This window comes from Pseudomonas sp. R1-43-08, from assembly GCF_003852255.1.
Lineage (GTDB): Bacteria > Pseudomonadota > Gammaproteobacteria > Pseudomonadales > Pseudomonadaceae > Aquipseudomonas.
Genome location: NZ_CP027734.1, coordinates 1,822,879 through 1,844,327, shown reverse-complemented (window position 1 = coordinate 1,844,327; position 21,449 = coordinate 1,822,879). Strand labels below are relative to the sequence as shown.

The 21,449-nt window shown below is 62.5% G+C and carries 23 protein-coding genes and 1 pseudogene; 10 read left to right on the top strand and 14 right to left on the bottom strand.

The genetic code is table 11. The features are described 5' to 3' along the window. The first annotated feature begins 65 nt into the window (after positions 1 to 65). The gene (locus C4J87_RS08470) at positions 66 to 671 is read left to right on the top strand and encodes a TetR/AcrR family transcriptional regulator (RefSeq protein ID WP_124366423.1); all 606 of its coding nucleotides are present in this window, start codon (positions 66 to 68) and stop codon (positions 669 to 671) included. Positions 672 to 735: 64 nt separating this feature from the next. Here the strand turns inward: C4J87_RS08470 and C4J87_RS08465 are convergent, their stop codons facing one another. Next, positions 736 to 1,176 (bottom strand): heme-binding protein, encoded by a 441-nt coding sequence (locus tag C4J87_RS08465; RefSeq protein ID WP_124366422.1) that lies wholly within the window; start codon positions 1,174 to 1,176, stop codon positions 736 to 738. A 233-nt stretch (positions 1,177 to 1,409) separates the two neighbouring features. Here C4J87_RS08465 and gcl point away from each other — a divergent pair, with 233 nt between their 5' ends. The 9 genes and pseudogenes from gcl (at position 1,410) to C4J87_RS08420 (ending at position 12,279) form a co-directional block, all read left to right on the top strand. Beyond that, positions 1,410 to 3,185: a glyoxylate carboligase gene (gene gcl / locus C4J87_RS08460; RefSeq protein ID WP_124361965.1), complete on the top strand. Its 1,776-nt coding sequence runs from the start codon at positions 1,410 to 1,412 to the stop codon at positions 3,183 to 3,185. A gap of 10 nt (positions 3,186 to 3,195) precedes the next feature. Further along, positions 3,196 to 3,978: a hydroxypyruvate isomerase gene (gene hyi / locus C4J87_RS08455; protein ID WP_124366421.1), complete on the top strand. Its 783-nt coding sequence runs from the start codon at positions 3,196 to 3,198 to the stop codon at positions 3,976 to 3,978. A 174-nt stretch (positions 3,979 to 4,152) separates the two neighbouring features. Further along, the gene (locus C4J87_RS08450) at positions 4,153 to 5,043 is read left to right on the top strand and encodes a 2-hydroxy-3-oxopropionate reductase (protein ID WP_124361963.1); all 891 of its coding nucleotides are present in this window, start codon (positions 4,153 to 4,155) and stop codon (positions 5,041 to 5,043) included. Positions 5,044 to 5,235: 192 nt separating this feature from the next. Beyond that, entirely contained in the window at positions 5,236 to 6,516 is a 1,281-nt protein-coding gene (locus tag C4J87_RS08445) for a glycerate kinase (protein ID WP_124366420.1), read from the top strand. Then, entirely contained in the window at positions 6,506 to 7,921 is a 1,416-nt protein-coding gene (pyk, locus tag C4J87_RS08440) for a pyruvate kinase (RefSeq protein ID WP_124366419.1), read from the top strand. The genes C4J87_RS08445 and pyk overlap by 11 nt, the downstream gene beginning before the upstream one ends. A gap of 105 nt (positions 7,922 to 8,026) precedes the next feature. Beyond that, complete coding sequence (locus C4J87_RS08435) at positions 8,027 to 8,902, top strand: urea transporter (RefSeq protein WP_124366418.1); 876 nt, start codon at positions 8,027 to 8,029, stop codon at positions 8,900 to 8,902. Positions 8,903 to 8,933: 31 nt separating this feature from the next. Continuing rightward, entirely contained in the window at positions 8,934 to 9,758 is an 825-nt protein-coding gene (locus C4J87_RS08430) for an ion transporter (RefSeq protein ID WP_124361959.1), read from the top strand. 96 nt (positions 9,759 to 9,854) lie between these two features. Further along, positions 9,855 to 10,859 carry a sulfate ABC transporter substrate-binding protein gene (locus tag C4J87_RS08425; protein WP_124366417.1) on the top strand — a complete coding sequence of 335 codons (1,005 nt, stop codon included), beginning with the start codon at positions 9,855 to 9,857 and terminating at the stop codon, positions 10,857 to 10,859. 224 nt (positions 10,860 to 11,083) lie between these two features. Continuing rightward, positions 11,084 to 12,279: pseudogene (locus C4J87_RS08420) on the top strand (MFS transporter). On the opposite strand, the gene C4J87_RS08415 reads toward C4J87_RS08420, so the two are convergent. The 13 genes from C4J87_RS08415 to ccmA form a co-directional block, all read right to left on the bottom strand. Further along, positions 12,276 to 12,680, bottom strand: coding sequence for a type II toxin-antitoxin system HicB family antitoxin (locus C4J87_RS08415; RefSeq protein WP_048729935.1), 405 nt, complete (start codon positions 12,678 to 12,680; stop codon positions 12,276 to 12,278). The pseudogene C4J87_RS08420 and the gene C4J87_RS08415 sit on opposite strands and share 4 nt — an antisense overlap. A gap of 11 nt (positions 12,681 to 12,691) precedes the next feature. Next, on the bottom strand, positions 12,692 to 12,880 hold the full coding sequence (locus C4J87_RS08410; protein WP_057722727.1) for a type II toxin-antitoxin system HicA family toxin: 189 nt from the start codon (positions 12,878 to 12,880) through the stop codon (positions 12,692 to 12,694). A 180-nt stretch (positions 12,881 to 13,060) separates the two neighbouring features. After that, entirely contained in the window at positions 13,061 to 13,627 is a 567-nt protein-coding gene (gene phnN / locus C4J87_RS08405) for a phosphonate metabolism protein/1,5-bisphosphokinase (PRPP-forming) PhnN (RefSeq protein ID WP_124366416.1), read from the bottom strand. A 448-nt stretch (positions 13,628 to 14,075) separates the two neighbouring features. After that, a complete protein-coding gene (locus C4J87_RS08400; protein ID WP_124366415.1) occupies positions 14,076 to 14,471 on the bottom strand; it encodes a hypothetical protein in 396 nt (131 codons plus the stop codon). A 15-nt stretch (positions 14,472 to 14,486) separates the two neighbouring features. Beyond that, positions 14,487 to 15,671 (bottom strand): c-type cytochrome biogenesis protein CcmI, encoded by a 1,185-nt coding sequence (gene ccmI / locus C4J87_RS08395; RefSeq protein WP_124366414.1) that lies wholly within the window; start codon positions 15,669 to 15,671, stop codon positions 14,487 to 14,489. Further along, a complete protein-coding gene (locus tag C4J87_RS08390) occupies positions 15,664 to 16,137 on the bottom strand; it encodes a cytochrome c-type biogenesis protein (RefSeq protein ID WP_124366413.1) in 474 nt (157 codons plus the stop codon). Before C4J87_RS08390 ends, ccmI begins: the two co-directional genes overlap by 8 nt. Beyond that, positions 16,134 to 16,670, bottom strand: a complete 537-nt coding sequence (locus C4J87_RS08385; RefSeq protein ID WP_124366412.1) for a DsbE family thiol:disulfide interchange protein — start codon at positions 16,668 to 16,670, stop codon at positions 16,134 to 16,136. Before C4J87_RS08385 ends, C4J87_RS08390 begins: the two co-directional genes overlap by 4 nt. Beyond that, complete coding sequence (locus tag C4J87_RS08380; protein WP_124366411.1) at positions 16,667 to 18,652, bottom strand: heme lyase CcmF/NrfE family subunit; 1,986 nt, start codon at positions 18,650 to 18,652, stop codon at positions 16,667 to 16,669. The genes C4J87_RS08385 and C4J87_RS08380 overlap by 4 nt, the downstream gene beginning before the upstream one ends. Before the next feature lie 3 nt (positions 18,653 to 18,655). Next, the gene (gene ccmE / locus C4J87_RS08375; protein ID WP_124361947.1) at positions 18,656 to 19,123 is read right to left on the bottom strand and encodes a cytochrome c maturation protein CcmE; all 468 of its coding nucleotides are present in this window, start codon (positions 19,121 to 19,123) and stop codon (positions 18,656 to 18,658) included. Continuing rightward, the gene (ccmD, locus tag C4J87_RS08370; protein ID WP_124366410.1) at positions 19,120 to 19,296 is read right to left on the bottom strand and encodes a heme exporter protein CcmD; all 177 of its coding nucleotides are present in this window, start codon (positions 19,294 to 19,296) and stop codon (positions 19,120 to 19,122) included. The genes ccmE and ccmD overlap by 4 nt, the downstream gene beginning before the upstream one ends. Then, positions 19,293 to 20,048, bottom strand: coding sequence for a heme ABC transporter permease (locus tag C4J87_RS08365; RefSeq protein WP_124366409.1), 756 nt, complete (start codon positions 20,046 to 20,048; stop codon positions 19,293 to 19,295). The genes ccmD and C4J87_RS08365 overlap by 4 nt, the downstream gene beginning before the upstream one ends. An 84-nt stretch (positions 20,049 to 20,132) precedes the next feature. Further along, on the bottom strand, positions 20,133 to 20,801 hold the full coding sequence (gene ccmB / locus C4J87_RS08360; protein ID WP_124361944.1) for a heme exporter protein CcmB: 669 nt from the start codon (positions 20,799 to 20,801) through the stop codon (positions 20,133 to 20,135). After that, positions 20,798 to 21,433 (bottom strand): cytochrome c biogenesis heme-transporting ATPase CcmA, encoded by a 636-nt coding sequence (gene ccmA, locus C4J87_RS08355; RefSeq protein ID WP_124366408.1) that lies wholly within the window; start codon positions 21,431 to 21,433, stop codon positions 20,798 to 20,800. Before ccmA ends, ccmB begins: the two co-directional genes overlap by 4 nt. Positions 21,434 to 21,449 lie beyond the last annotated feature (16 nt).

The window sequence follows — 21,449 nt, the reverse complement described above, 5'->3', positions numbered from 1 at the left end:
GAGGCCCGCGGATGGCCGGTGCTACCATGCGCAACCGCCTGTCCTGGCAAGGAAGTTCCTGGTTTATGAGCACCATTCGCGAGCGCAACAAAGAAAAGATCCTGCGGGCGGCAAGCGAGGAGTTTGCCGACAAGGGCTTCGCCGCGACCAAAACCAGCGACATTGCCGCCAAGGCGGGGCTGCCCAAGCCCAACGTCTATTACTACTTCAAATCCAAGGACAACCTCTATCGCGAGGTGCTCGAGAGCATTATCGAACCGATCCTGGCCGCTTCCACGCCGTTCAACCCCGAGGGCGAGCCCAAGGAAGTGTTGAGCAACTATATCCGCTCGAAAATCCGCATCTCCCGCGACCTGCCGTTTGCCTCCAAGGTGTTCGCCAGCGAAATCATGCACGGCGCCCCGCATCTCAGCGCCGAGCAGGTGGAACAGCTCAACGCCCAGGCCAAGCACAATATCGACTGCATCCAGAACTGGGTGGACCGTGGTTTGATCGCGAAGATCGAGCCTAATCACCTGATGTTCAGCATCTGGGCGGCGACCCAGACCTATGCCGATTTCGACTGGCAGATTTCGGCGGTGACCGGCAAGGCCAAGCTGGATGAAGCGGATTATGAGGCGGCGGCGCAGACGATTATTCGGTTGGTGCTCAAGGGGTGTGAGCCGGACTGAAAGGCCGCAGTGCCTGGGCTAATCGGGGGCAAGCCCCCGATGGCTTTTCAAGATCAGCCAAAGATCAGGCTGAAACCCCCGCATCCGCCATCAACCCCACCCCCTCGATCGCCGTGATCGCGCACTGCTCATCAATATCCGACGTATCCCCGCTGATCCCGATCGCCCCCAGCACCACGCCGTCCTGATTCCGAATCAATACCCCACCCGGCGCCGGTACTACGCTGCCCTGGCCCAGGCTGTTCAGCGCCGCGATGAATGCCGGACGCTGCTGCGCATCCAGCGCCAGCAGCCGTGAGCCTTTGCCCAGGGCAATCGCACCCCAGGCTTTGCCGATGGCGATCTGCGGGCGCAGCAGGCTCGCCCCGTCTTCGCGTTGCAGAGTGACCAAGTGGCCGCCACTGTCGAGCACCGCGATGGTCAGTGGCGCGGCGGCAATGGTGCGGCCTGCGGCCAGGGCCTGGCCGGCCAGTTGGGTGGCAAGTTTCAAGGTTAAAGCGCTCATGGTGCCGTCCTTCTTTTTATTGGGAATGGATGCCTGATCGAACAAATAGAACACAATGCCATTTATTTTTGTATACAATATTTACAAACAAACCGTTCATACGTCGAAAAAAGCCGTTCCGACGAACGCAAAGGCCAGTTTATAAAATGCATTGACCTGCGCAGCTCGCCGTGAATACACTTTGTCCAGACACAACTTGTATACAATTACAAAACGCAAGAGGCACCAAAACCATGAGCAAAATGAGAGCAATCGAAGCCGCCGTCCTGGTGATGCGCCGTGAAGGGGTAGACACCGCCTTCGGTATCCCAGGCGCCGCGATCAACCCGTTGTATTCGGCCTTGCAGAAGGTGGGTGGCATCGATCACGTCCTTGCTCGCCATGTTGAAGGCGCCTCACACATGGCCGAGGGCTACACCCGCACCAAGGCCGGTAATATCGGCGTGTGCATCGGCACCTCGGGCCCGGCGGGCACCGATATGGTCACCGGCCTGTACAGCGCCTCGGCCGACTCGATCCCGATTCTGTGCATCACCGGGCAAGCGCCCCGCGCCCGCATGCACAAGGAAGACTTCCAGGCCGTGGACATCACCAGCATCGTCAAGCCGGTGACCAAGTGGGCGACCACCGTGCTCGAACCCGGCCAGGTGCCCTACGCGTTCCAGAAAGCCTTCTATGAAATGCGCTCCGGCCGTCCTGGCCCGGTGTTGATCGACCTGCCGTTCGACGTGCAGATGGCCGAAATCGAGTTCGACATCGACGCCTACCAGCCGCTGCCCCTGGCCAAGCCATTGGCGACACGCATCCAGGTGGAAAAAGCCCTGGCACTGCTCGACCAGGCCGAACGCCCATTGCTGGTGAGCGGTGGCGGTGTGATCAACGCTGACGCCAGCGAGTTGCTGGTGGAATTCGCCGAGCTGACCGGCATCCCGGTGATCCCGACTCTGATGGGCTGGGGCACCATTCCCGACGACCACCCGCTGATGGTGGGCATGGTCGGCCTGCAAACCTCCCACCGCTATGGCAACGCGACGATGCTCAAGTCGGACGTGGTGCTGGGCATCGGCAACCGCTGGGCCAACCGCCACACCGGTTCGGTGGAGGTGTATACCGAAGGCCGCAAATTCATCCACGTCGACATCGAGCCCACCCAGATTGGCCGAGTATTCACCCCAGACCTGGGCATCGTGTCCGACGCCGGCGCCGCGCTGACGATGTTCATTGAAGTCGCCCGCGAGTGGAAAGCCGCCGGCAAGCTCAAGGACCGCAGCGCCTGGCTCCATGATTGCCAGCAGCGCAAGGCCACCCTGCACCGCAAGACCCACTTCGACAACGTGCCGGTCAAGCCGCAACGGGTGTACGAAGAGATGAACCAGGTGTTCGGCAAAGACACCTGCTACGTGAGCACCATCGGCCTGTCGCAGATTGCCGGCGCGCAGTTCCTGCATGTGTATAAGCCACGCCACTGGATCAACTGCGGCCAGGCCGGGCCCTTGGGCTGGACGATTCCGGCGGCGCTCGGGGTGGTCAAGGCCGACCCGAGCCGCAAAGTGGTGGCCCTGTCGGGCGACTACGACTTCCAGTTCATGATCGAAGAGCTGGCCGTGGGCGCGCAATTCAAGCTGCCGTATATCCACGTGGTGGTGAACAATTCCTACCTGGGCCTGATCCGCCAGGCACAACGCGGCTTTGAAATGGACTACTGCGTGCAGCTGTCTTTCGACAACCTCAACGCACCCGAACTCAACGGCTATGGCGTGGACCACGTCGCGGTTGCCGAAGGCCTGGGTTGCAAAGCGTTGCGTGTATTCGAGCCGAGCCAGATCCAGCCGGCGCTGCGCCGCGCCCAGGAAATGATCGAAGAATTCAAAGTGCCGGTGATCGTTGAGATTATTCTGGAGCGCGTGACCAATATTTCCATGGGCACCGAGATCAACGCCGTCAACGAATTCGAAGACCTGGCCCTGGTCGGCAATGACGCACCGACCGCCATTTCCCTGCTCGATTAAGGAGAACCCTATGCCGCGCTTTGCCGCCAACCTGTCCATGCTGTTTACCGAGCAGGATTTCCTTGCCCGCTTCAAAGCGGCCGCCGATGCCGGCTTCGAAGGGGTGGAGTACCTGTTCCCGTACGAATTCAGCTCAGCCGAGATCAAGGCGCAGCTCGACGCCAACGGCCTGACCCAGGTGCTGTTCAACCTGCCGGCAGGCGACTGGGCCAAAGGCGAACGCGGCCTGGCCTGCCACCCCGACCGGGTCGAGGAATTCCGCGCCGGGGTCAAGCTGGCTATCGCCTACACCCAGGTGCTGGGCAATACCCAGGTCAACTGCCTGGCGGGCATTCGGCCGCACGGCGTGGATGACGAAACCGTGGAGAAAACCTTCGTCGCCAACCTCAAGTACGCCGCCGACAAATTGCAGGCAGCGGGCATCAAGCTGGTGATGGAGATGATCAACACCCGCGACATTCCGGGTTTCTACCTCAACACCACCGCGCAGGCCCTGTCGATCCGCGAGCAGGTGGGCAGTGACAACCTGTTCCTGCAATACGACATCTATCACATGCAAATCATGGAGGGCGACCTGGCCCGCACCCTGGCCACGCACCTGGGTGTGATCAACCACATCCAGTTGGCCGATAACCCAGGGCGCAACGAGCCGGGCACCGGTGAGATCAACTACCGCTTCCTGTTCGAGCACCTGGACCGCATCGGTTACACGGGATGGGTCGGCTGTGAGTACAAGCCCCTGACCACCACCGAAGCGGGGCTTGGCTGGCTCAAAAGCCACAACGCCATCTAGCAGACACAACACCAAACAATGTGGGAGGGGCTTGCTCCCGATAGCAATGTTTCATTCGAAAGGTGTGTCGACTGATGCACCGCTATCGGGAGCAAGCCCCCTCCCACATTTGGACCCGCTGTGTTTGGCAGACCTCACCCAGTCTGCCTATCGAATAAAAAAGAGGACTTCATCATGGCTAAAATCGGATTTATCGGCACCGGCATCATGGGCCAACCCATGGCCGCGAACCTGCAGAAAGCAGGTCACCAACTGTTTCTCTCCGAACATCATGGCAAGGCCCCGGCTGAACTGATCAGCGCCGGCGCGGTGGCCTTGGCCAACCCCCAGCAAGTCGCCCAGGAAGCCGAGTTCATCATCGTCATGGTGCCCGACACTCCACAGGTCGAGGACGTGCTGTTGCGCGCCGACGGCGTGGCCGCCGGCCTGTCGCCGAACAAGGTGGTGATCGACATGAGCTCGATCTCCCCCACCGCCACCAAGGCGTTCGCTGCGAAGATCAATGCGACCGGCGCGCAGTACCTGGATGCCCCGGTGTCCGGTGGTGAAGTCGGCGCCAAGGCCGGCACCCTGAGCATCATGGTCGGTGGCGAACCGCAGACCTTCGAGCGCGCGTTGCCGCTGTTCCAGGCGATGGGCAAGAACATCACCCTGGTGGGCGGTAACGGGGATGGCCAGACCGCCAAGGTCGCCAACCAGATCATCGTGGCCCTGAATATCCAGGCGGTGGCCGAAGCGCTGCTGTTCGCCTCGAAAAACGGCGCCGACCCGGCCAAGGTGCGTGAAGCGCTGATGGGCGGCTTTGCCTCGTCGAAGATCCTGGAAGTGCATGGCGAACGCATGATCAAGGGCACCTTTGACCCAGGCTTTCGTATCAACCTCCACCAGAAGGACTTGAACCTGGCCCTGGCCGGGGCGAAAGAGTTGGGGATCAACTTGCCGAACACCGCCGGCACCCAGCAAGTGTTCAGCACCTGCGCGGCGCTTGGTGGCGGTAACTGGGACCACTCGGCGCTGATCAAGGGGTTGGAGCATATGGCGAATTTCTCGATTCGCGATAAATAACCCACACCACTCTCCCCTGTTGAAATGCATTCAAAGGTGGGAGGGGGCTTGCTCCCGATTGCGGTGTGTCAGGTTATGGATGAGGTGACTGAAACACTGCTATCGGGGGCAAGCCCCCTCCCACATTTGGCCCTCATTTCATCGTTGGATTGTTGCACCTCTAATAACAAGAATTTCCCCCGGAGCCCGCTTATGTCGGTCGATCCGCAACACCTGCTTCGCGAGCTGTTTGCCACAGCCATCGACGCCGCCCACCCCCGGCAAGTCCTTGAACCTTACCTGCCCGCCGACCGCAGCGGCCGGGTGATCGTGATCGGCGCCGGCAAGGCCGCAGCCGCCATGGCGCTGGTTGTGGAGGACTGCTGGCAGGGCGAGGTTCGCGGCCTGGTCGTCACTCGCTACGGCCATGGTGCGCCGTGCCAGAAAATCGAAGTGGTCGAGGCCGCCCATCCCGTGCCCGACGCTGCCGGCCTCGCCGTGGCCAAGCGCGTGCTGGAACTGATCAGCCATCTGACCGAAGACGACCGCGTGATTTTCCTGCTCTCCGGCGGCGGTTCCGCGTTGCTCGCCCTGCCCGCCGAAGGCATCACCCTGGCCGACAAGCAAAGCATCAACAAAGCCCTGCTCAAGTCCGGCGCCACCATTGGCGAGATGAATTGCGTGCGCAAGCACCTCTCGGCGATCAAGGGCGGGCGGTTGGCCAAGGCCGCGTGGCCGGCCACGGTCTATACCTACGCGATTTCCGATGTGCCGGGCGACCAGGCTACGGTGATCGCCTCCGGCCCCACGGTCGGCGACCCGAGCACTTCGCAACAGGCCCTGGCGATTCTCAAGCGCTACGGCATCGACGCGCCCGCCTCGGTGCGCAACTGGTTGCAGAACCCTGCGTCGGAGACCGTCAAGCCTGGCGACCCGCTACTCGCCCGCAGCCACTTCCAGTTGATCGCCCGGCCGCAGCAATCCCTGGAAGCGGTGGCGGTAAAAGTACGCCAGGCCGGGTTCAGCCCGCTGATCCTCGGCGACCTCGAAGGTGAAGCGCGCGACGTGGCCAAGGTGCACGCCGGCATTGCCCGGCAAATCGTGCAGCACGGCCAGCCGTTGGCGGCACCCTGCGTGATTCTCTCCGGCGGCGAAACCACCGTCACCGTGCGCGGCAATGGCCGTGGCGGGCGCAACGCGGAGTTTCTGCTCAGCCTCACCGACAGCCTCAAGGGCTTGCCCGGCGTCTACGCCCTGGCCGGCGATACCGATGGCATCGACGGCTCGGAAGACAACGCCGGCGCGATCATGACCCCGTGCAGCTACCGCCGCGCCGAAGCCTTGGGCCTGAGCGCAAGCGACGAGCTGGACAACAACAACGGCTACGGTTATTTCGCCGCGCTCGACGGGCTGATCGTCACCGAGCCGACCCGCACCAACGTCAACGACTTCCGCGCCATCCTGATCCTCGAGACTGCCAAACATGACGCCTGACAAGAAGGTCAAAATCCTCGCCACCCTGGGCCCGGCCACCGATGGGATCGATGACATCCGCGAGCTGGTGGAAGCCGGGGTGAATATCTTTCGCCTCAACTTCAGCCACGGCGACCACGCCGATCACGCGCAGCGCTACCAGTGGATTCGCCAGGTGGAGCGCCAGTTGAACTACCCGCTGGGCATCCTCATGGACCTGCAAGGGCCCAAGCTGCGCGTCGGGCGCTTTGCCGAGGGCAAGGTGCAACTGGTGCGCGGCCAGGCGCTGCGCCTGGACCTGGATGAAACACCGGGCGATCAGCGTCGGGTCAACCTGCCCCACCCGGAAATCATCGCGGCACTGGAACCGGGCATGGAGCTGTTGCTGGACGACGGCAAGCTGCGCCTGCGGGTGCTCACCAAGCATGCCGACGCCATCGACACCACGGTGCTCAATGGCGGCGAGCTGTCCGATCGCAAAGGTGTGAACGTGCCGCAGGCGCTGTTGGAACTCAGCCCGCTCACCGCCAAGGACCGTCGCGACTTGGCGTTCGGCCTGGAGTTGGGCGTGGACTGGGTGGCGCTGTCGTTCGTGCAGCGCCCGGAAGATATCCGCGAAGCCCGCGAGCTGATCGGCGACAGGGCGTTCCTGATGGCCAAGATCGAGAAGCCCTCGGCGGTGCAACGGCTGCGGGAAATCGCCGAACTGAGCGATGCGATCATGGTGGCCCGCGGCGACCTGGGCGTGGAGGTGCCGGCCGAAAGCGTGCCGCAGATCCAGAAGGACATCATTAAAACCTGCCGCCAACTGGGTAAACCGGTGGTGGTGGCGACACAGATGCTCGAGTCCATGCGCTTTTCCCCGGCACCGACCCGCGCCGAAGTCACCGACGTGGCCAATGCGGTGGCAGAAGGCGCGGACGCGGTGATGCTGTCGGCGGAAACCGCGTCGGGCGAGTACCCGCTGGAAGCCGTGCAGATGATGAGCAAGATTATCCGCCAAGTTGAAAACGGCCCGGACTACCAGGCCCAGCTGGATGTCAGCCGGCCCAGGGCGGACGCCACGGTGTCGGACGCCATCAGCTGTGCGATCCGGCGTATCAGCAGCATCCTGCCGGTGGCGGTGCTGGTGAACTACAGCGAGTCGGGCGCCTCCAGCCTGCGCGCGGCCAGGGAGCGGCCGGTGGCGCCGATCCTCAATCTCACGCCGAATCTGTCCACGGCGCGGCGTTTGAGCGTGGCATGGGGGGTGCACTCGGTGGTCAACGATCGGCTGCGCCAGGTGGATGAGGTGTGTTCCACCGCATTGGAGATCGCCCAGGCCCAAGGGATGGCGCAACGCGGGGATACGCTGGTGATTACCGCCGGGGTGCCGTTCGGGCAGTTGGGGTCGACCAACTCGCTGCGTATCGAAACCCTACTGTAGGAGCGAGCTTGCTCGCGAAGAACGTCAACGATGACGCAGGCATCCTGAATGCACGCGGTGCCCTTGGGTTTTTCGCGAGCAAGCTCGCTCCTACAGGGAGCTGCCATGCACAACTCCACCTGCCCCGACTGGGCCGAAGCCCTGCTCAACGGCTTCAGCCAGATTTTTCTCCAGCGCCATCCGCTGTGTGGCCTGCTGTGCCTGCTGGCGATCCTGATCGGCGCCCCGGCGTTGTTCGGCGGTGCCTTGCTGGGCGGCGTCGCGGGTTTGCTCACGGCCCAGCGCCGGGGTTACCCCAAGGCCGAACGCCAGGCCGGGCTGTATAGCTACAACGGCGTATTGCTGGGCTTGTTGATCAGCCAGCACTTCGCCTGGTCGGCCCTGGTGCCGCCGCTGATCCTGGCGTGCGGCGGCGTGAGCGCGATGCTGGTGCGGCAGTGGTTGAAATACGCCGCCCAACCCCAGGATCTGCCCGCCTACACGGCACCTTTTGTCGGCCTGGGCTGGTTGTTGCTGGGCACCATGGCGCCCGCTACCTTGGCCCTGATCGAGCCCGATACCCTGACGGTACTCGCTGCGCCGTTCACCGGCCTGGCGCAAGTGATGCTATTGGACCAGCCCCTGGCCGGGGCCTTGATCGCCGTCGGCGTGCTACTGGCTGACCGCCGCGCCGCCGTGTGGTCACTGCTCGGCGCCATCGCCGGCGTACTGGTCGCCTTGCTGCTGGGCGAAACCAGCGGTGCCGTGCTCGGCCTGCACAGCTACAACCCGGCGCTCGCCGCCCTGGCGCTGAGCCAGGCGCGGCGCCAACCCTGGTTGCCGCTGCTCGGCATCGGGCTGGCCATTCTGCTCACCCCAGGTTTTGCCGCGCTGCACCTGCCGGCGCTGACCGCGCCGTTCATTCTCAGCTGCTGGCTGGTGCGCGCCAGCCAGCGAATGCTGCGCACACCGCGCATGGACAGGCCGTTCGAATCCCCCTAGGCTTTGCCGATATTCACTTCAGGCGGGACTTATGGACAGCAACAACGACTGGCGCCAGCGGCTCTACGTCATGGTTTTTCAAAGCGACACCGTCGCCGGGCGGCGCTTTGACGGCATCCTGTTGTTGATCATCCTCGCCAGCCTGGTGATCGTGATGCTCGACAGCATCGACCAGATCCACCAGAACTACGCCGACGTGCTGGCGTATATCGAGTGGGGCTTCACCCTCATCTTCCTGATCGAGTACGGCCTGCGGCTTTACTGCTCGCCCAAGCCATTGCGCTATGCGTTCAGCTTTTATGGGCTGGTGGATCTGCTCGCGATCGTTCCCGGCATCCTCGCGTTGTACTACAGCGACGCGCAGTACCTGCTGATTATCCGCATCATCCGCATGCTGCGGATCTTCCGCGTACTCAAGCTCAGCCCCTACCTCAAGCAGGCCAACTACCTGATGGCGGCGCTGCGCGGCAGCAAGCAGAAGATCGTGGTGTTCCTGGTGAGCGTGTGCACCCTGGTGACGGTGTTCGGCACCTTGATGTATGTGATCGAGGGCCCGGAACACGGGTTTACCAGCATTCCCAAGGGCATCTATTGGGCGATCGTGACGCTCACCACCGTGGGCTTTGGCGACATCGTGCCCAAGACACCGCTGGGCCAGGTGATTTCCTCGCTGGTGATGATCACCGGTTACTCGATCATTGCCGTGCCCACTGGGATATTCACCGCAGAGCTGGCGAGCGCCATGCGCGGTGAGCAGCTGCAAACCGACTGCCCGGTGTGCAAGAAGAACAGCCACGAGCCGAACGCGGCGTTTTGCTCACGCTGTGGCAGCAATCTCTTTAAGAAAGTGGAATAAGCAAAGTTCTTTTTAATCTTTAAGCGACTATGCGGCCCCGGCTATAGTCGCTGGCATTGTGCCTCACCCCTTCTCTCGAACAACAAGGAATGAGCAGTGAAAAACATCCTCAGCGCCTCTCTCCTGGCCGCCGGCCTGGCCCTGGCCGGCGTCGTCCAGGCGGCACCGGTTACCCTGCTCAACGTCTCCTACGACGTGATGCGCGATTTCTACAAGGACTACAACGCCGCCTTCCAGAAGCATTGGGACGCCGAGCACCCGAATGACAAGCTGACCCTGCAGATGTCCTTCGGCGGCTCCAGCAAACAAGCGCGCTCGGTGATCGACGGCCTGCCGGCGGACGTGATCACCATGAACATGGCCACCGACATCAACGCCCTGGCCGACAACGGCAAACTGGTACCGGACAACTGGGTCACCCGCCTGCCGAACAACAGCGCGCCGTTCACCTCGGCCACGGTGTTCATCGTGCGCAAGGGCAACCCCAAAGCCCTGAAAGACTGGCCGGACCTGCTCAAGGATGGCGTACAGGTGATCGTGCCCAATCCGAAGACTTCGGGTAACGGCCGCTACACCTACCTGTCGGCCTGGGGCTATGTGCTGAAGAACGGCGGCGATGAAGAAAAAGCCAAGGCCTTCGTCGGCAATCTGTTCAAACAAGCGCCGGTACTCGACACCGGTGGCCGTGCCGCCACCACCACCTTCATGACCAATCAGATCGGCGACGTGCTGGTCACCTTTGAAAACGAAGCGGAAATGATCGCCCGCGAATTCGGCCGCGATCAGTTCGAAGTGATCTACCCAAGCGTCTCCGCCGAAGCTGAGCCGCCGGTGTCGGTGGTGGACAAAGTGGTCGAGAAGAAAGGCACCCGCCAGGCCGCTGAAGACTACCTGAAGTACCTGTGGTCGCCCGAAGGCCAGGAAATCGCCGCCAACAACTACCTGCGCCCGCGTGACCCGACAGTGCTGGCCAAGTACACCGACCGTTTCCCGAAAGTCGACTTCCTGTCGGTAGAGAAAACCTTTGGTGACTGGCGCACGGTGCAGAAAACCCACTTCAATGATGGCGGCGTGTTCGACCAGATTTACTCCGGCCAGTAAGCGTTCCTCAATACTGTGGGAGGGGGCTTGCTCCCGATAGCGGTGGGTCAGCCAGCACAGGCATTGACTGATCCACCGCCATCGGGAGCAAGCCCCCTCCCACATTGGTTTTGTGTAGTGTCATTATTTCGCGGCATGACCGTTATCACTACAAGCGGCCTACTCACTGCCGGCCATTGTCTTTACCCTCTCCCGCCATCTTCCTTCGCTTTTATGAGAACACCATGAACGCTACCCCCCACGCTACCGGCACCATGACCCGAGGCATGGTCATGCTGTTTGCGTTTTGCTGCGGCGCCATCGTCGCCAACATCTATTACGCGCAGCCGATCATCGAACTGATCGCGCCGGACATCGGGCTCACGCCGGCCATGGCCAGCCTGATTGTGTCGCTGACGCAGATCGGCTATGCCCTGGGCCTGTTCTTCCTGGTGCCGCTGGGGACCTGCTGGAAAACCGCAGGCTGATGATCATCACCACCGTGGTGGCCATCGCCAGCCTGCTGGGCGCCGCGTTCACCGAGCAGCCCAACCTGTTTTTGCTGGTGTCGCTGCTGATCGGCTTCAGCTCGGTGTCGGTGCAGATCCTGATCCCGTTGGCCGCGCACCTGGCGCCTGCCGAGTCCCGTGGCCGGGTGGTCGGCAGCATCATGGGTGGCCTGCTGCTTGGCATTTTGCTGGCGCGGCCGGTGTCCAGCGTGGTGGCGGACCACTTCGGCTGGCGCGCGATGTTCATGGCGGCGGCAGCATTGATGGTGTTCATCAGCGTGGTGTTGATGCTGACCATTCCCAAGCGCCAGCCGGACCACAGCGCCAGCTACGGCCAATTGCTGGGCTCGCTGGGCAGCCTGTTGCGGCACCAGCCGGTGCTGCGCCAGCGCGCGTTTTACCAGGGTTGCATGTTCGCCACCTTCAGCCTGTTCTGGACCGCTGCCCCACTGGAACTGGCACGCAATCATGGCCTGACCCAGAGCGAAATCGCGCTGTTCGCCCTGGTCGGTGCCCTGGGTGCCATCGCGGCGCCCATCGCCGGGCGCCTGGCCGATGCCGGCCACACCCACCGTGCGTCGCTGCTGGCGATGCTGTTTGCCGCGCTGAGCTTCCTGCCGGCCTTCGTGCACCCGCTGTACAGTGTGATCGGCCTGGCGGTGACCGGCGTGGTGCTGGACTTCTGCGTGCAGATGAACATGGTTCTCGGCCAGCGCGCCGTCTACGCCCTCGACGCCCAAAGCCGCAGCCGCCTGAACGCGCTGTACATGACCAGCATCTTCATTGGCGGCGCCTTCGGCTCGGCGATTGCCAGCAGCGTGTACGAACACGGCGGTTGGCTGGGGGTGATGCTGGTGGGCAGTGCGTTCCCGCTGGTGGCGTTGTTGCGGTTTCTCAGTGCGTCGCGCCAGGTGGCGGCGGCAACCGCTTAAGACCGCACCAACTTCTCCAAAGCCGCGTCCGCCAGAAATGACGAGCGGCTTTTGACTTTATGCTCGCGCACGTAACGGTCGATGCGTTGGATGACATAGCCGGGCAAGGTCACGTTGACCTTCTCGGTCTTGCCCAGATAGGGCGAGATGTCCAGCTCCAACATGCCCCAGCCCATGCCGGCGTAGTCTTCATGGGCGTGATGATTGGCGACTGAGGTTGGCATCGGAATCACTCCGCCCTCGGCGGCGATCTCCTGCAGCATGATGTGTGCAACCTCCACGGCCGCGTTGTACGCCTCTTCAAAACTGTCCCCGGCGGTGACAGCACCCGGAATATCGGGGATCTGGATACCGGTGGCGGTGAAGTCATCGCCCCATTCGATACAGATTGGGTATTGCATGCATGCTCTCCTTAAAACTGAAACAGCCCGGCGCGTTTCCTGATGCTTCTGACGGTGCCCAAGGGAAGATCCTTCTTCGGATGAGGCACCGGAATCGTGTACGGGTTATAGCGGTGGGTAAAAATGTGATGGCTGCCGGTGACGCGATCCAGCACCCAACCCGCTTCCAGCAATTCCTTGATCAATAGCCTGCTTTGCACCACCGCCTCCTTGGCTCGGACTGGATAAAAATAACTCTAGAGTTATCTTTACTCAAGCACAGAATTGACTGGTCTGACTGGCGGTTGTTTTACTGAATATGCACAACGGAAGGCGCGCCTGGTGGCGCGGTGGGTGATATCAAAGAGATCTAGGGTAGGCGTTTCGACGCAGTATCGGGCTCAGGCCGAGTGCCCGTGGGCCAGGCAGCAGAGCAAGCGCTCGACCGTATGTTCCAGCGGGCCGGAATTATCCAACACGAATAACCCTTCGCCATTGGCGGTGATCAGTTCCTCGGTGAACCGCACGTTGCGTGCCAGGCGTTCCTCAATATCGGCCAATGACTCACGTGCGCGTGCGATCAAACGCTGGCGCAACACCACCTGATCGACCGTCAGCAACAACACCAGCAACGTCGGATAACGCTCACGGGTTTGCGCCAGGTGCGCACGCGAACCATTGACCAGCACGTCCTCCCCGGCCGCCAGCCATTCATCGATCTGCTTGGGAATGCCGTAGGACAACCCATTGGCCTGCCAACTGAGGGCAAATTCGCCTTGCGCCTGCATCGCCGCAAACTGCGCCGGGCTCACGCCCACCGCCGCTTCACCCACCGCTTCCGCAGACCGGGTGATGACGCGGCGCACAATGCGGCAACCGCGCTCGGCCAAACGCGGGCGTGCGGCATCCAGCAGGCTGTCCTTGCCCGAACCTGAGGGTCCGATGAGATAGATCAACCTGCCTGCCATTACCACACCTATTTGTTTTCCCACTGATTGGCCTACTGTACCGGTTTGCCCGGTACAGCGAAGTATATCCAGCGAACCTTCGACAGCCAGGTCAGCAATGAATCGCTATGGCGCAGCGATTTCCTGTGGGAGGGGGCTTGCTCCCGATGGCGGTAAGTCAGGTAAACATTAGTCGACTGAAACACCGCTATCGGGGGCAAGCCCTAATGCCAGTCAGTTAAGCGTACACCGCCGTCTGTAGGAGCGAGCTTGCTCGCAAAAAACGTCAACGATAACGCGTGCTTTCTGAATGAACGCGGTGCCTGTGAGTTTTTCGCGAGCAAGCTCGCTCCTACAAAAAGCCTTAACTGACTGGCATTAGGGCAAGCCCCCTCCCACATTTGAACCCCAGCACTTGGAAGTACGCATTTCGCTGTCATGAAAAAGGCGACCCTCAGGTCGCCTTGTGTCATTGCGCGTACTGCTTGCTCAATCCCGGCGGCACGCCTTGCACGTTGGTTTCTTCCCACGGCCCGTTCGGGCTGATGGAGCGGCTCCAGCCGTTGCTCCAGCGGTAGTAGGTGCGCTGGCGGTAGAAGGTGTCGGGCTGGTCGTCGAGTACGTAGACCTGCATCTTGCCGTCCCAGTGGCTGGCGGCGCCAGGAGGTGGGGCGAAGGTCGGCGATTTGGTTGGCAGTGGTTTCGGCGGCGGAGTGACCGGGCCGGAGGGTTTGGTGGTCGGTTGCGTCGACGGGCCGGACGGCGGGATGGTCGGGCCGGAGGGTGCAGGAGGTGGGCGGTGGACCGCACAGGCGCTCAGGCCCACTATCAGGCTGAGCAGGGTGATACGTGCAAATGCGGTCATGGGCGTTTCCTCGAATTACTTATCCGGACTGTCGATGGTCAGCTGCTGCAGTGCAGTGGTGTTGCTGGCCAGGGGTTGGCTGCGGCCGATCCACTCGCCAGCGGTTGGAACACCTGCCCGGGATATGCGCGCAACCAGTTGGACTTCAGGGAAGTTGGACAGTTTCAACTGCGGCATCATCGCGTCGGCATCGCCCAGTTCCACGGTGATGGGCAGTTCGGCAACGCTGACACGCTTGGCCGCCAAGGGCGCCGGCGGGCCGCTGACGGCGCGGGCAAAGATGAACACGCTGTCGCCTGGCAGGGCCTTGGCTTTCACTTCGGCGGACAGGTCCACGCGTACCTTCAGCACGGCTTTTTGCGCGACAGTGCCGCCACTCTCCCTGAGCTTTTGCGCCGCGCGATCGATACCGCCTTGCAGCGCAACACGGGAATTGTCTTCGGGGGGCAGTTGCGCCAGCAGACGATTCCAGTAATCGATAGCCTCCTGATAGCGCTGGCCTTCGAAGGCGGCGATACCAAGCAGGCCAAGGCTGGTGACTTCCTTTGGATCGAGCTTCAAGGCTTCGTCGGTCAGCGCCTGGACCTTGGGTGACCACTGCTTGTTGTCAGCAAAATACTGCGCCTGAGCCCACTGCCCGAGCAGCTCGGGCTGGCGCCCGGCCAGGGCCACGGTGCGTTCGAAGACGTTGGCGGCATCGGCCGCACGGTCCTGAGCCATGTAGGCGCGCCCCAGGAAGTACAAGCCTTCTGCTGAATCCGGCTGCGCGACGGCGGCGCGCTCCAGGCGTCGGGTCATGTCGGCCATGGACACTGGCGGTTGGGAGAACTCACGGGCCAGTTCGACTTTGTCGCTGGCGCCAAAATGCAGATACATGCCCAAGCCCAGCACCGGTACCAACACCGCCGCCAGTAACGGCAGCGGTTTGCCCAGGCGGGATTCGCGAGGCTTTTCCAGGCCCTCGGTGTCGGCCAGCAACTCACGCGCCGCTTCGGCGCGGCCGGTATCGAGTTGCGCGGCATTCAACACGCCTTCGTCCTGCTGCACTTGCAGCTCGGCGACGCGTTCTTGATACAGCGCCACGTTCAGCGCGGTGCGATCCTCTTCACGCTGGGCGCGGCGGCCGCGCAAAACAGGGATCAACAGGAAACTCAGGGCAATCAACAGCAGCAGGCCGGCTGCGAGCCAGAAATCAATCATCAGTCTTGGTGTCCAGCAAGTGGTCGAGACGTTTACGCTCTTCAGGGGACAGCGCATCGGCGCCATCGGCAGGCGCGGCGCGGCGGCGGCGCACGATCACGGCCATCACCACCACGCCGGCCAGCAACAGCCCGGCAGGGCCGAACCAGAGCAGCGCGGTCTTGCCGGTCAGGGCCGGTTTATAGCGCACGAAATCACCGTAGCGGTCGACCATGAAGTCGATGATCTGTTGGTTGTCCTTGCCCTCCCCCAGCATGCGGAAGATCTCTTTGCGCAGATCAGCAGCGATGGGCGCGTTGGAATCGGCGATGTCCTGGTTCTGGCACTTGGGGCAGCGCAGTTCCTTGGTCAGCTCGCGAAAACGCTCACGCTCGGCGTCGTTGGCAAATTCATAGGTGTCGATGGCGGCGTGGGCCACTCCGATCAGCCCCAGCGCCAGGACAGCGGCAGCCAACAGGCGCTTCATGGTTTGGCCTCATCAACCAGGGCCTGGTATTTGGCGGCCAGTTGTTCGCGCCAGACCACGTCGTCGATCACGCCGACGTACTTGTCACGGATCACGCCCCTGGCATCGATAAAGAAGGTTTCCGGCGCGCCGTACACCCCCAGGTTCAGGCCGAGGTTACCGTCCTCATCGCGAATATCCAGCTGGTAGGGGTTGTGGAATTCGGCCAGCCACTTCAAGGCCGCGGCATTGTCGTCCTTGTAGTTGATGCCGTAGATCACCACACCGTTCTCGGCCAGTTTATTCAGCACCGGGTGTTCGACGCGGCAGGAGATGCACCAGGTGCCCCACACGTTGACCAGCGCCGGTTTGCCCAACAGGTCGGCGCGGGACAGCTGCTTGTCGCCCTGCACATTGGGCAGTGAAAACTCCGGGAACGGCTTGCCGATCATTGCCGACGGCAACTCGGCCGGGTCCAGGTACAGGCCGCGATAAAGGAACACCGCCACCACCAGGAACGCTGCCAGCGGCAACACCATCAACCAACGCTTCATACCGCTGCTCCCATACCGAGGGCTTCACGCACCCGGCTCTTGACCTTGACCCGATAGCGCCGGTCCAGCGCGGCGAGCAAACCACCGAAACCGGTCAGCAAACCGCCAAACCAGATCCAGCGCACGAACGGTTTCACATGCACCCGCACCGCCCAAGCGCCGTCGCCCAGCGGTTCACCGAGCGCCACATAAAGGTCACGGGTGAAACCCGCGTCGATGCCCGCTTCGGTCATCATTGAGCTCTGCACCGTGTACAGGCGTTTCTCCGGATGCAGCACGGCGATTTCCTTGCCGTTGCGCACGACGCGCACAGTGCCTTTGTCTGACGTGAAGTTCGGCCCTTCGAAATGCTTGGCGCCTTCAAAGATGAAGTGATAACCGGCCAGGTCCATGGACTCACCCGGCGCCAGACGCAGGTCGCGCTCGGCGCTGTTCTGGCTCGACAGCACCACACCCAGGGCACACACGGCGATGCCGAGGTGGGCGATCTGCATGCCCCAGTAGCTGCGGGTCAACGTCGGCAGGCCTTTGATCAGCCCCTTGTGACGGGTCTTGTCGGCAATGTCGCGCACACCGGCCAGCAATACCCAGGCCGCGAGCAGGAACGTGGCGAGCACCGCCCAGTTGAAATCGCCATAGGCCACCCCGGCGATCACGGCCAGGGCCACACTGCCCAGCAGCACCGGCATCAGCATGCCGGCCAGCCATTTCACCGGGGTGTCTTTCCAGCGCACCAGCATGCCGACCGCCATCACCACCATCAGCAGGCCCATCAACGGAATGAACAAGGCGTTGAAGTACGGCGGGCCGACGGACAGCTTGGCACCGCTCAAGGCATCCAGCACCAACGGGTACAGCGTGCCGAGCAGGATCATCGACGCGGCCACCACCAGCACCAGGTTGTTACCGAGCAGCAAGGTTTCCCGCGACCACAGGTTAAAGCCGACCTGGCTCTTGACCACCGGTGCGCGCAGGGCAAACAGCGTCAGCGAACCACCGACCACAAACAGCAGGAAGATCAGGATGAACACACCGCGCGCAGGGTCCGACGCAAACGCGTGCACTGACGTCAGCACGCCCGAACGCACGAGGAAGGTGCCGAGCAGGCTGAGGGAAAATGCCGCGATGGCCAGCAGCACCGTCCAGCTCTTGAACACGCCACGTTTTTCGGTGACGGCCAGGGAGTGAATCAGCGCGGTGCCGACCAGCCAGGGCATGAAGGACGCATTTTCCACCGGGTCCCAGAACCACCAGCCGCCCCAGCCGAGTTCGTAGTAGGCCCACCACGACCCCAGGGTGATGCCGATACCCAGGAAGGCCCAGGCGACGATGGTCCAGGGACGCGACCAGCGCGCCCAGGCCGCATCCAGGCGCCCGCCGAGCAACGCGGCGATGGCGAAGGCAAAGGCCACGGAGAAGCCGACATATCCCATGTAAAGCATCGGTGGGTGCACGATCAGGCCGATGTCTTGCAGCAGTGGGTTGAGGTCATGCCCGTCCATCGGAACCTGCGGCAGGATGCGGCTGAACGGGTTGGACGTCATGATCAGAAACAACAGGAACCCGATGCTGATCATGCCCATCACCGCCAGCACCCGTGCCAGCATCACTTGCGGCAATTGGCGCGAGAACACCGACACGGCGAAGGTCCAGCCGCCGAGGATCAACGCCCACAGCAGCAGCGACCCTTCGTGGGCGCCCCACACGGCGCTGAACTTGTAGTACCAGGGCAGCGCGCTGTTGGAGTTATTGGCCACATAGGCGACGGAAAAATCGTCGGTCATGAACGCGTACGTCAGGCAACCGAAGGCGAACAGCAGGAACGCGAACTGGCCCCAGGCGGCCGGCTGCGCCAGGCTCATCCACAGGCGGTCGCCGCGCCAGGCACCGAGCAGCGGCACCACGGCCTGGACGACGGCGAAGCACAGGGCGAGGATCATCGCCAACTGGCCCAGCTCAGGAATAAACAGTGCGGACGTCATCGCTTAGCCCTCCTTGGCAGGTGCCGGCATTGAGCCAGGCGCAGATTGGCCGCTGTCTTTTAGCGCTTTGGTGACTTCCGGCGGCATGTATTTTTCATCGTGCTTGGCCAGCACTTCATCGGCCACCACCACGCCGTTGGCGTTGAGCTTGCCCAGGGCGACGATGCCCTGGCCTTCGCGGAACAGGTCCGGGAGGATGCCGCGATAGGTGATGGTCACGGCTTTGTTGAAGTCGGTGACGACGAAGGTCACGTCCAGGGAATCGCCGGAGCGTTTCAGCGAACCCTTCTCCACCATGCCGCCGGCGCGAATGCGCGTGTCCACCGGCGCTTCGCCATTGGCGATCTGGGTCGGGGTGTAGAACAGGTTGATGTTCTGCTGCAGGGCACTCAGGGCCAGGCCCACGGCAATGGCGACGCCGGCCAGGATGGCAAGGATGATCAACAGACGCTTTCGGCGCAACGGATTCACTTATCGGTCTCCCGGCGCAGACGACGCGCCTCTTGTTGCAGGTAACGCTTGCGCGCCAGCAGCGGCACGGCGACGTTGAGGGCCAGCACCGCCAGGCAGATGCCATAGGCCGTCCAGACATACAGGCCGTGATGGCCCATGGCGAGAAAATCGCTGAATGAAGCAAAACTCATGCAGGCGCTCCCAGGCTGGCTTGAACTTCGGCCTTGACCCAGCTGGTGCGGGCTTCACGCTTGAGCACTTCCAGGCGCATGCGCAGCAGCAGCACCGCGCCGAAAAAGCAGTAGAAACCCAGCACCATCAGCAGCAATGGCGCCCACATTTGCACCGGCATCGCCGGTTTTTCGGTGAGGGTGAAGGTGGCGCCCTGGTGCAAGGTGTTCCACCACTCTACCGAGTATTTGATGATCGGGATGTTGATCACGCCGACAATCGCCAGCACCGCGCAGGCCTTGGCGGCGCTGTCACGGTTGCTGATCGCGTTGCCCAGGGCAATCAGGCCGAAGTACAGGAACAGCAGGATCAACATGGACGTGAGCCGCGCATCCCACACCCACCACGAACCCCAGGTGGGTTTGCCCCAGATCGCGCCGGTGACCAGCGCCACGGCGGTCATCCACGCACCTATCGGCGCGGCGCATTGCAGGGCGACGTCGGCGAGCTTCATCTTCCAGACCAGGCCGACGATGCCGCACACCGCCAGCATCACGTAGCAGGACTGCGCCAGCATGGCGGCGGGCACGTGGATATAGATGATGCGAAAGCTGTTGCCTTGCTGGTAGTCCGGCGGCGCGAAGGCCAGGCCCCAGACCAGGCCGATGCCGATCAGCAGCACGGCGGCGACACTCAACCACGGCAGCAGCTTGCCGCTGATGCCATAAAACCATTTGGGCGAGCCGAGCTTGTGAAACCAGGTCCAGTTCATTGCTGTTTCTCACGGTTGCTGCTTGTCGTGGCAAGCAGCTTAGGGTCTTTACTGGCCAAGCGTGTAACGCCTGACCAGACCTCATTATTCGCCGACGCTGATCTTCAGGCCGGCTGCTATGGCAAAGGGTGTCAGGGTTACCGCCAGGGCGGCCAGGCTGCCAAGCCACAGGAGGTAACCGGTCGCCGGCATGCCCATCAGCGCAGCCTGCAAAGCACCGCTGCCGAGGATCAGGACCGGGATGTACAACGGCAGAATCAGCAGGGCCAGTAACAGGCCACCGCGCTTCAACCCGACGGTCAACGCTGCGCCCACCGCCCCCAACAGGCTGAGCACTGGCGTACCGAGTAACAAGGACAGGAGCAACACCGGCAAGCATTCAACCGGCAAACCCAGCATCAGCGCCAGCAGCGGCGAAAGCAAGACCAGCGCGAGGCCGGAAAAGGCCCAGTGTGCCAGTACCTTGGCCAATACCAGAAGGGGCAACGGGTGCGACGAAAGGACCCATTGCTCCAGGGAACCGTCTTCGAAATCACTGCGAAACAGCCCGTCCAGCGAGAGCAGCACGGATAAAAGCGCCGCTACCCACACCAGTCCCGGGGACAAGGTTTGCAACAGTTTAGTCTCGGGACCGACCGCCAAGGGGAACAAGGCAACCACGATGGCGAAGAACACCAGCGGGTTGGCCAGTTCTGCCGGGCGACGGCACAACAGGCGGGCTTCGCGGGCGACCAGCAGCGCAAAGACACTCATGCCGACCACCGTCCCAGATCCAGTTCACGGTAACCGGCGGGCCTGCGCGCCAGGGTGTGGTGGGTGGTGAGCACCACCAACCCGCCCTGCTCGCAATGCCGGGCCAGGTGTTCTTCCAGTTGGGTCACGCCTTGTCTGTCGAGGGCGGTGAACGGTTCGTCGAGAATCCACAGCGGCGGGCCGGGCAAGTACAGGCGCGCCAGCGCGACACGACGCTGCTGGCCGGCGGAGAGGGTGTGACAGGGCACGTCTTCGAAGCCCTTGAGACCGACAGCGGCCAGGGCCTGCCAGATGGCATCGCGACCAGCGGGATGATGCAGGGCGCTGAGCCAACTGAGGTTTTCTTCTGCGGTGAGTACGTCCTTGATCCCGGCGGCGTGGCCGATCCAGATCAGGTTGCGGGCCAACTCGGTGCGCTGTTCATGCAGGGGCTTGCCGTTAAGCCGCACCTCGCCTGCCGTCGGCTGCATCAACCCGGCCAGCAAGCGCAGCAGGCTGGTCTTGCCACTGCCGTTGGGGCCGCTGATTTGCACCATGTCGCCACCCGCCAGGCGCAATTCGAGGTGTTCGAACAGCAGGCGCAGGTCGCGTTCACAGGCAAGCGCTACGGCTTCAAGAAGAGGGCTGGTCAAGAGATCGCGGGCCTTT

What these genes read in the sequence shown, in the direction of transcription:
- C4J87_RS08470 (WP_124366423.1), top strand. Translation starts at nt 66, where the DNA reads ATGAGCACCATTCGCGAGCGCAACAAAGAAAAGATCCTGCGGGCGGCA.
- C4J87_RS08465 (WP_124366422.1), bottom strand. Translation starts at nt 1,176, where the DNA reads ATGAGCGCTTTAACCTTGAAACTTGCCACCCAACTGGCCGGCCAGGCC.
- gcl (WP_124361965.1), top strand. Translation starts at nt 1,410, where the DNA reads ATGAGCAAAATGAGAGCAATCGAAGCCGCCGTCCTGGTGATGCGCCGT.
- hyi (WP_124366421.1), top strand. Translation starts at nt 3,196, where the DNA reads ATGCCGCGCTTTGCCGCCAACCTGTCCATGCTGTTTACCGAGCAGGAT.
- C4J87_RS08450 (WP_124361963.1), top strand. Translation starts at nt 4,153, where the DNA reads ATGGCTAAAATCGGATTTATCGGCACCGGCATCATGGGCCAACCCATG.
- C4J87_RS08445 (WP_124366420.1), top strand. Translation starts at nt 5,236, where the DNA reads ATGTCGGTCGATCCGCAACACCTGCTTCGCGAGCTGTTTGCCACAGCC.
- pyk (WP_124366419.1), top strand. Translation starts at nt 6,506, where the DNA reads ATGACGCCTGACAAGAAGGTCAAAATCCTCGCCACCCTGGGCCCGGCC.
- C4J87_RS08435 (WP_124366418.1), top strand. Translation starts at nt 8,027, where the DNA reads ATGCACAACTCCACCTGCCCCGACTGGGCCGAAGCCCTGCTCAACGGC.
- C4J87_RS08430 (WP_124361959.1), top strand. Translation starts at nt 8,934, where the DNA reads ATGGACAGCAACAACGACTGGCGCCAGCGGCTCTACGTCATGGTTTTT.
- C4J87_RS08415 (WP_048729935.1), bottom strand. Translation starts at nt 12,680, where the DNA reads ATGCAATACCCAATCTGTATCGAATGGGGCGATGACTTCACCGCCACC.
- phnN (WP_124366416.1), bottom strand. Translation starts at nt 13,627, where the DNA reads ATGGCAGGCAGGTTGATCTATCTCATCGGACCCTCAGGTTCGGGCAAG.
- C4J87_RS08400 (WP_124366415.1), bottom strand. Translation starts at nt 14,471, where the DNA reads ATGACCGCATTTGCACGTATCACCCTGCTCAGCCTGATAGTGGGCCTG.
- ccmI (WP_124366414.1), bottom strand. Translation starts at nt 15,671, where the DNA reads ATGATTGATTTCTGGCTCGCAGCCGGCCTGCTGCTGTTGATTGCCCTG.
- C4J87_RS08390 (WP_124366413.1), bottom strand. Translation starts at nt 16,137, where the DNA reads ATGAAGCGCCTGTTGGCTGCCGCTGTCCTGGCGCTGGGGCTGATCGGA.
- C4J87_RS08385 (WP_124366412.1), bottom strand. Translation starts at nt 16,670, where the DNA reads ATGAAGCGTTGGTTGATGGTGTTGCCGCTGGCAGCGTTCCTGGTGGTG.
- C4J87_RS08380 (WP_124366411.1), bottom strand. Translation starts at nt 18,652, where the DNA reads ATGACGTCCGCACTGTTTATTCCTGAGCTGGGCCAGTTGGCGATGATC.
- ccmD (WP_124366410.1), bottom strand. Translation starts at nt 19,296, where the DNA reads ATGAGTTTTGCTTCATTCAGCGATTTTCTCGCCATGGGCCATCACGGC.
- C4J87_RS08365 (WP_124366409.1), bottom strand. Translation starts at nt 20,048, where the DNA reads ATGAACTGGACCTGGTTTCACAAGCTCGGCTCGCCCAAATGGTTTTAT.
- ccmB (WP_124361944.1), bottom strand. Translation starts at nt 20,801, where the DNA reads ATGAGTGTCTTTGCGCTGCTGGTCGCCCGCGAAGCCCGCCTGTTGTGC.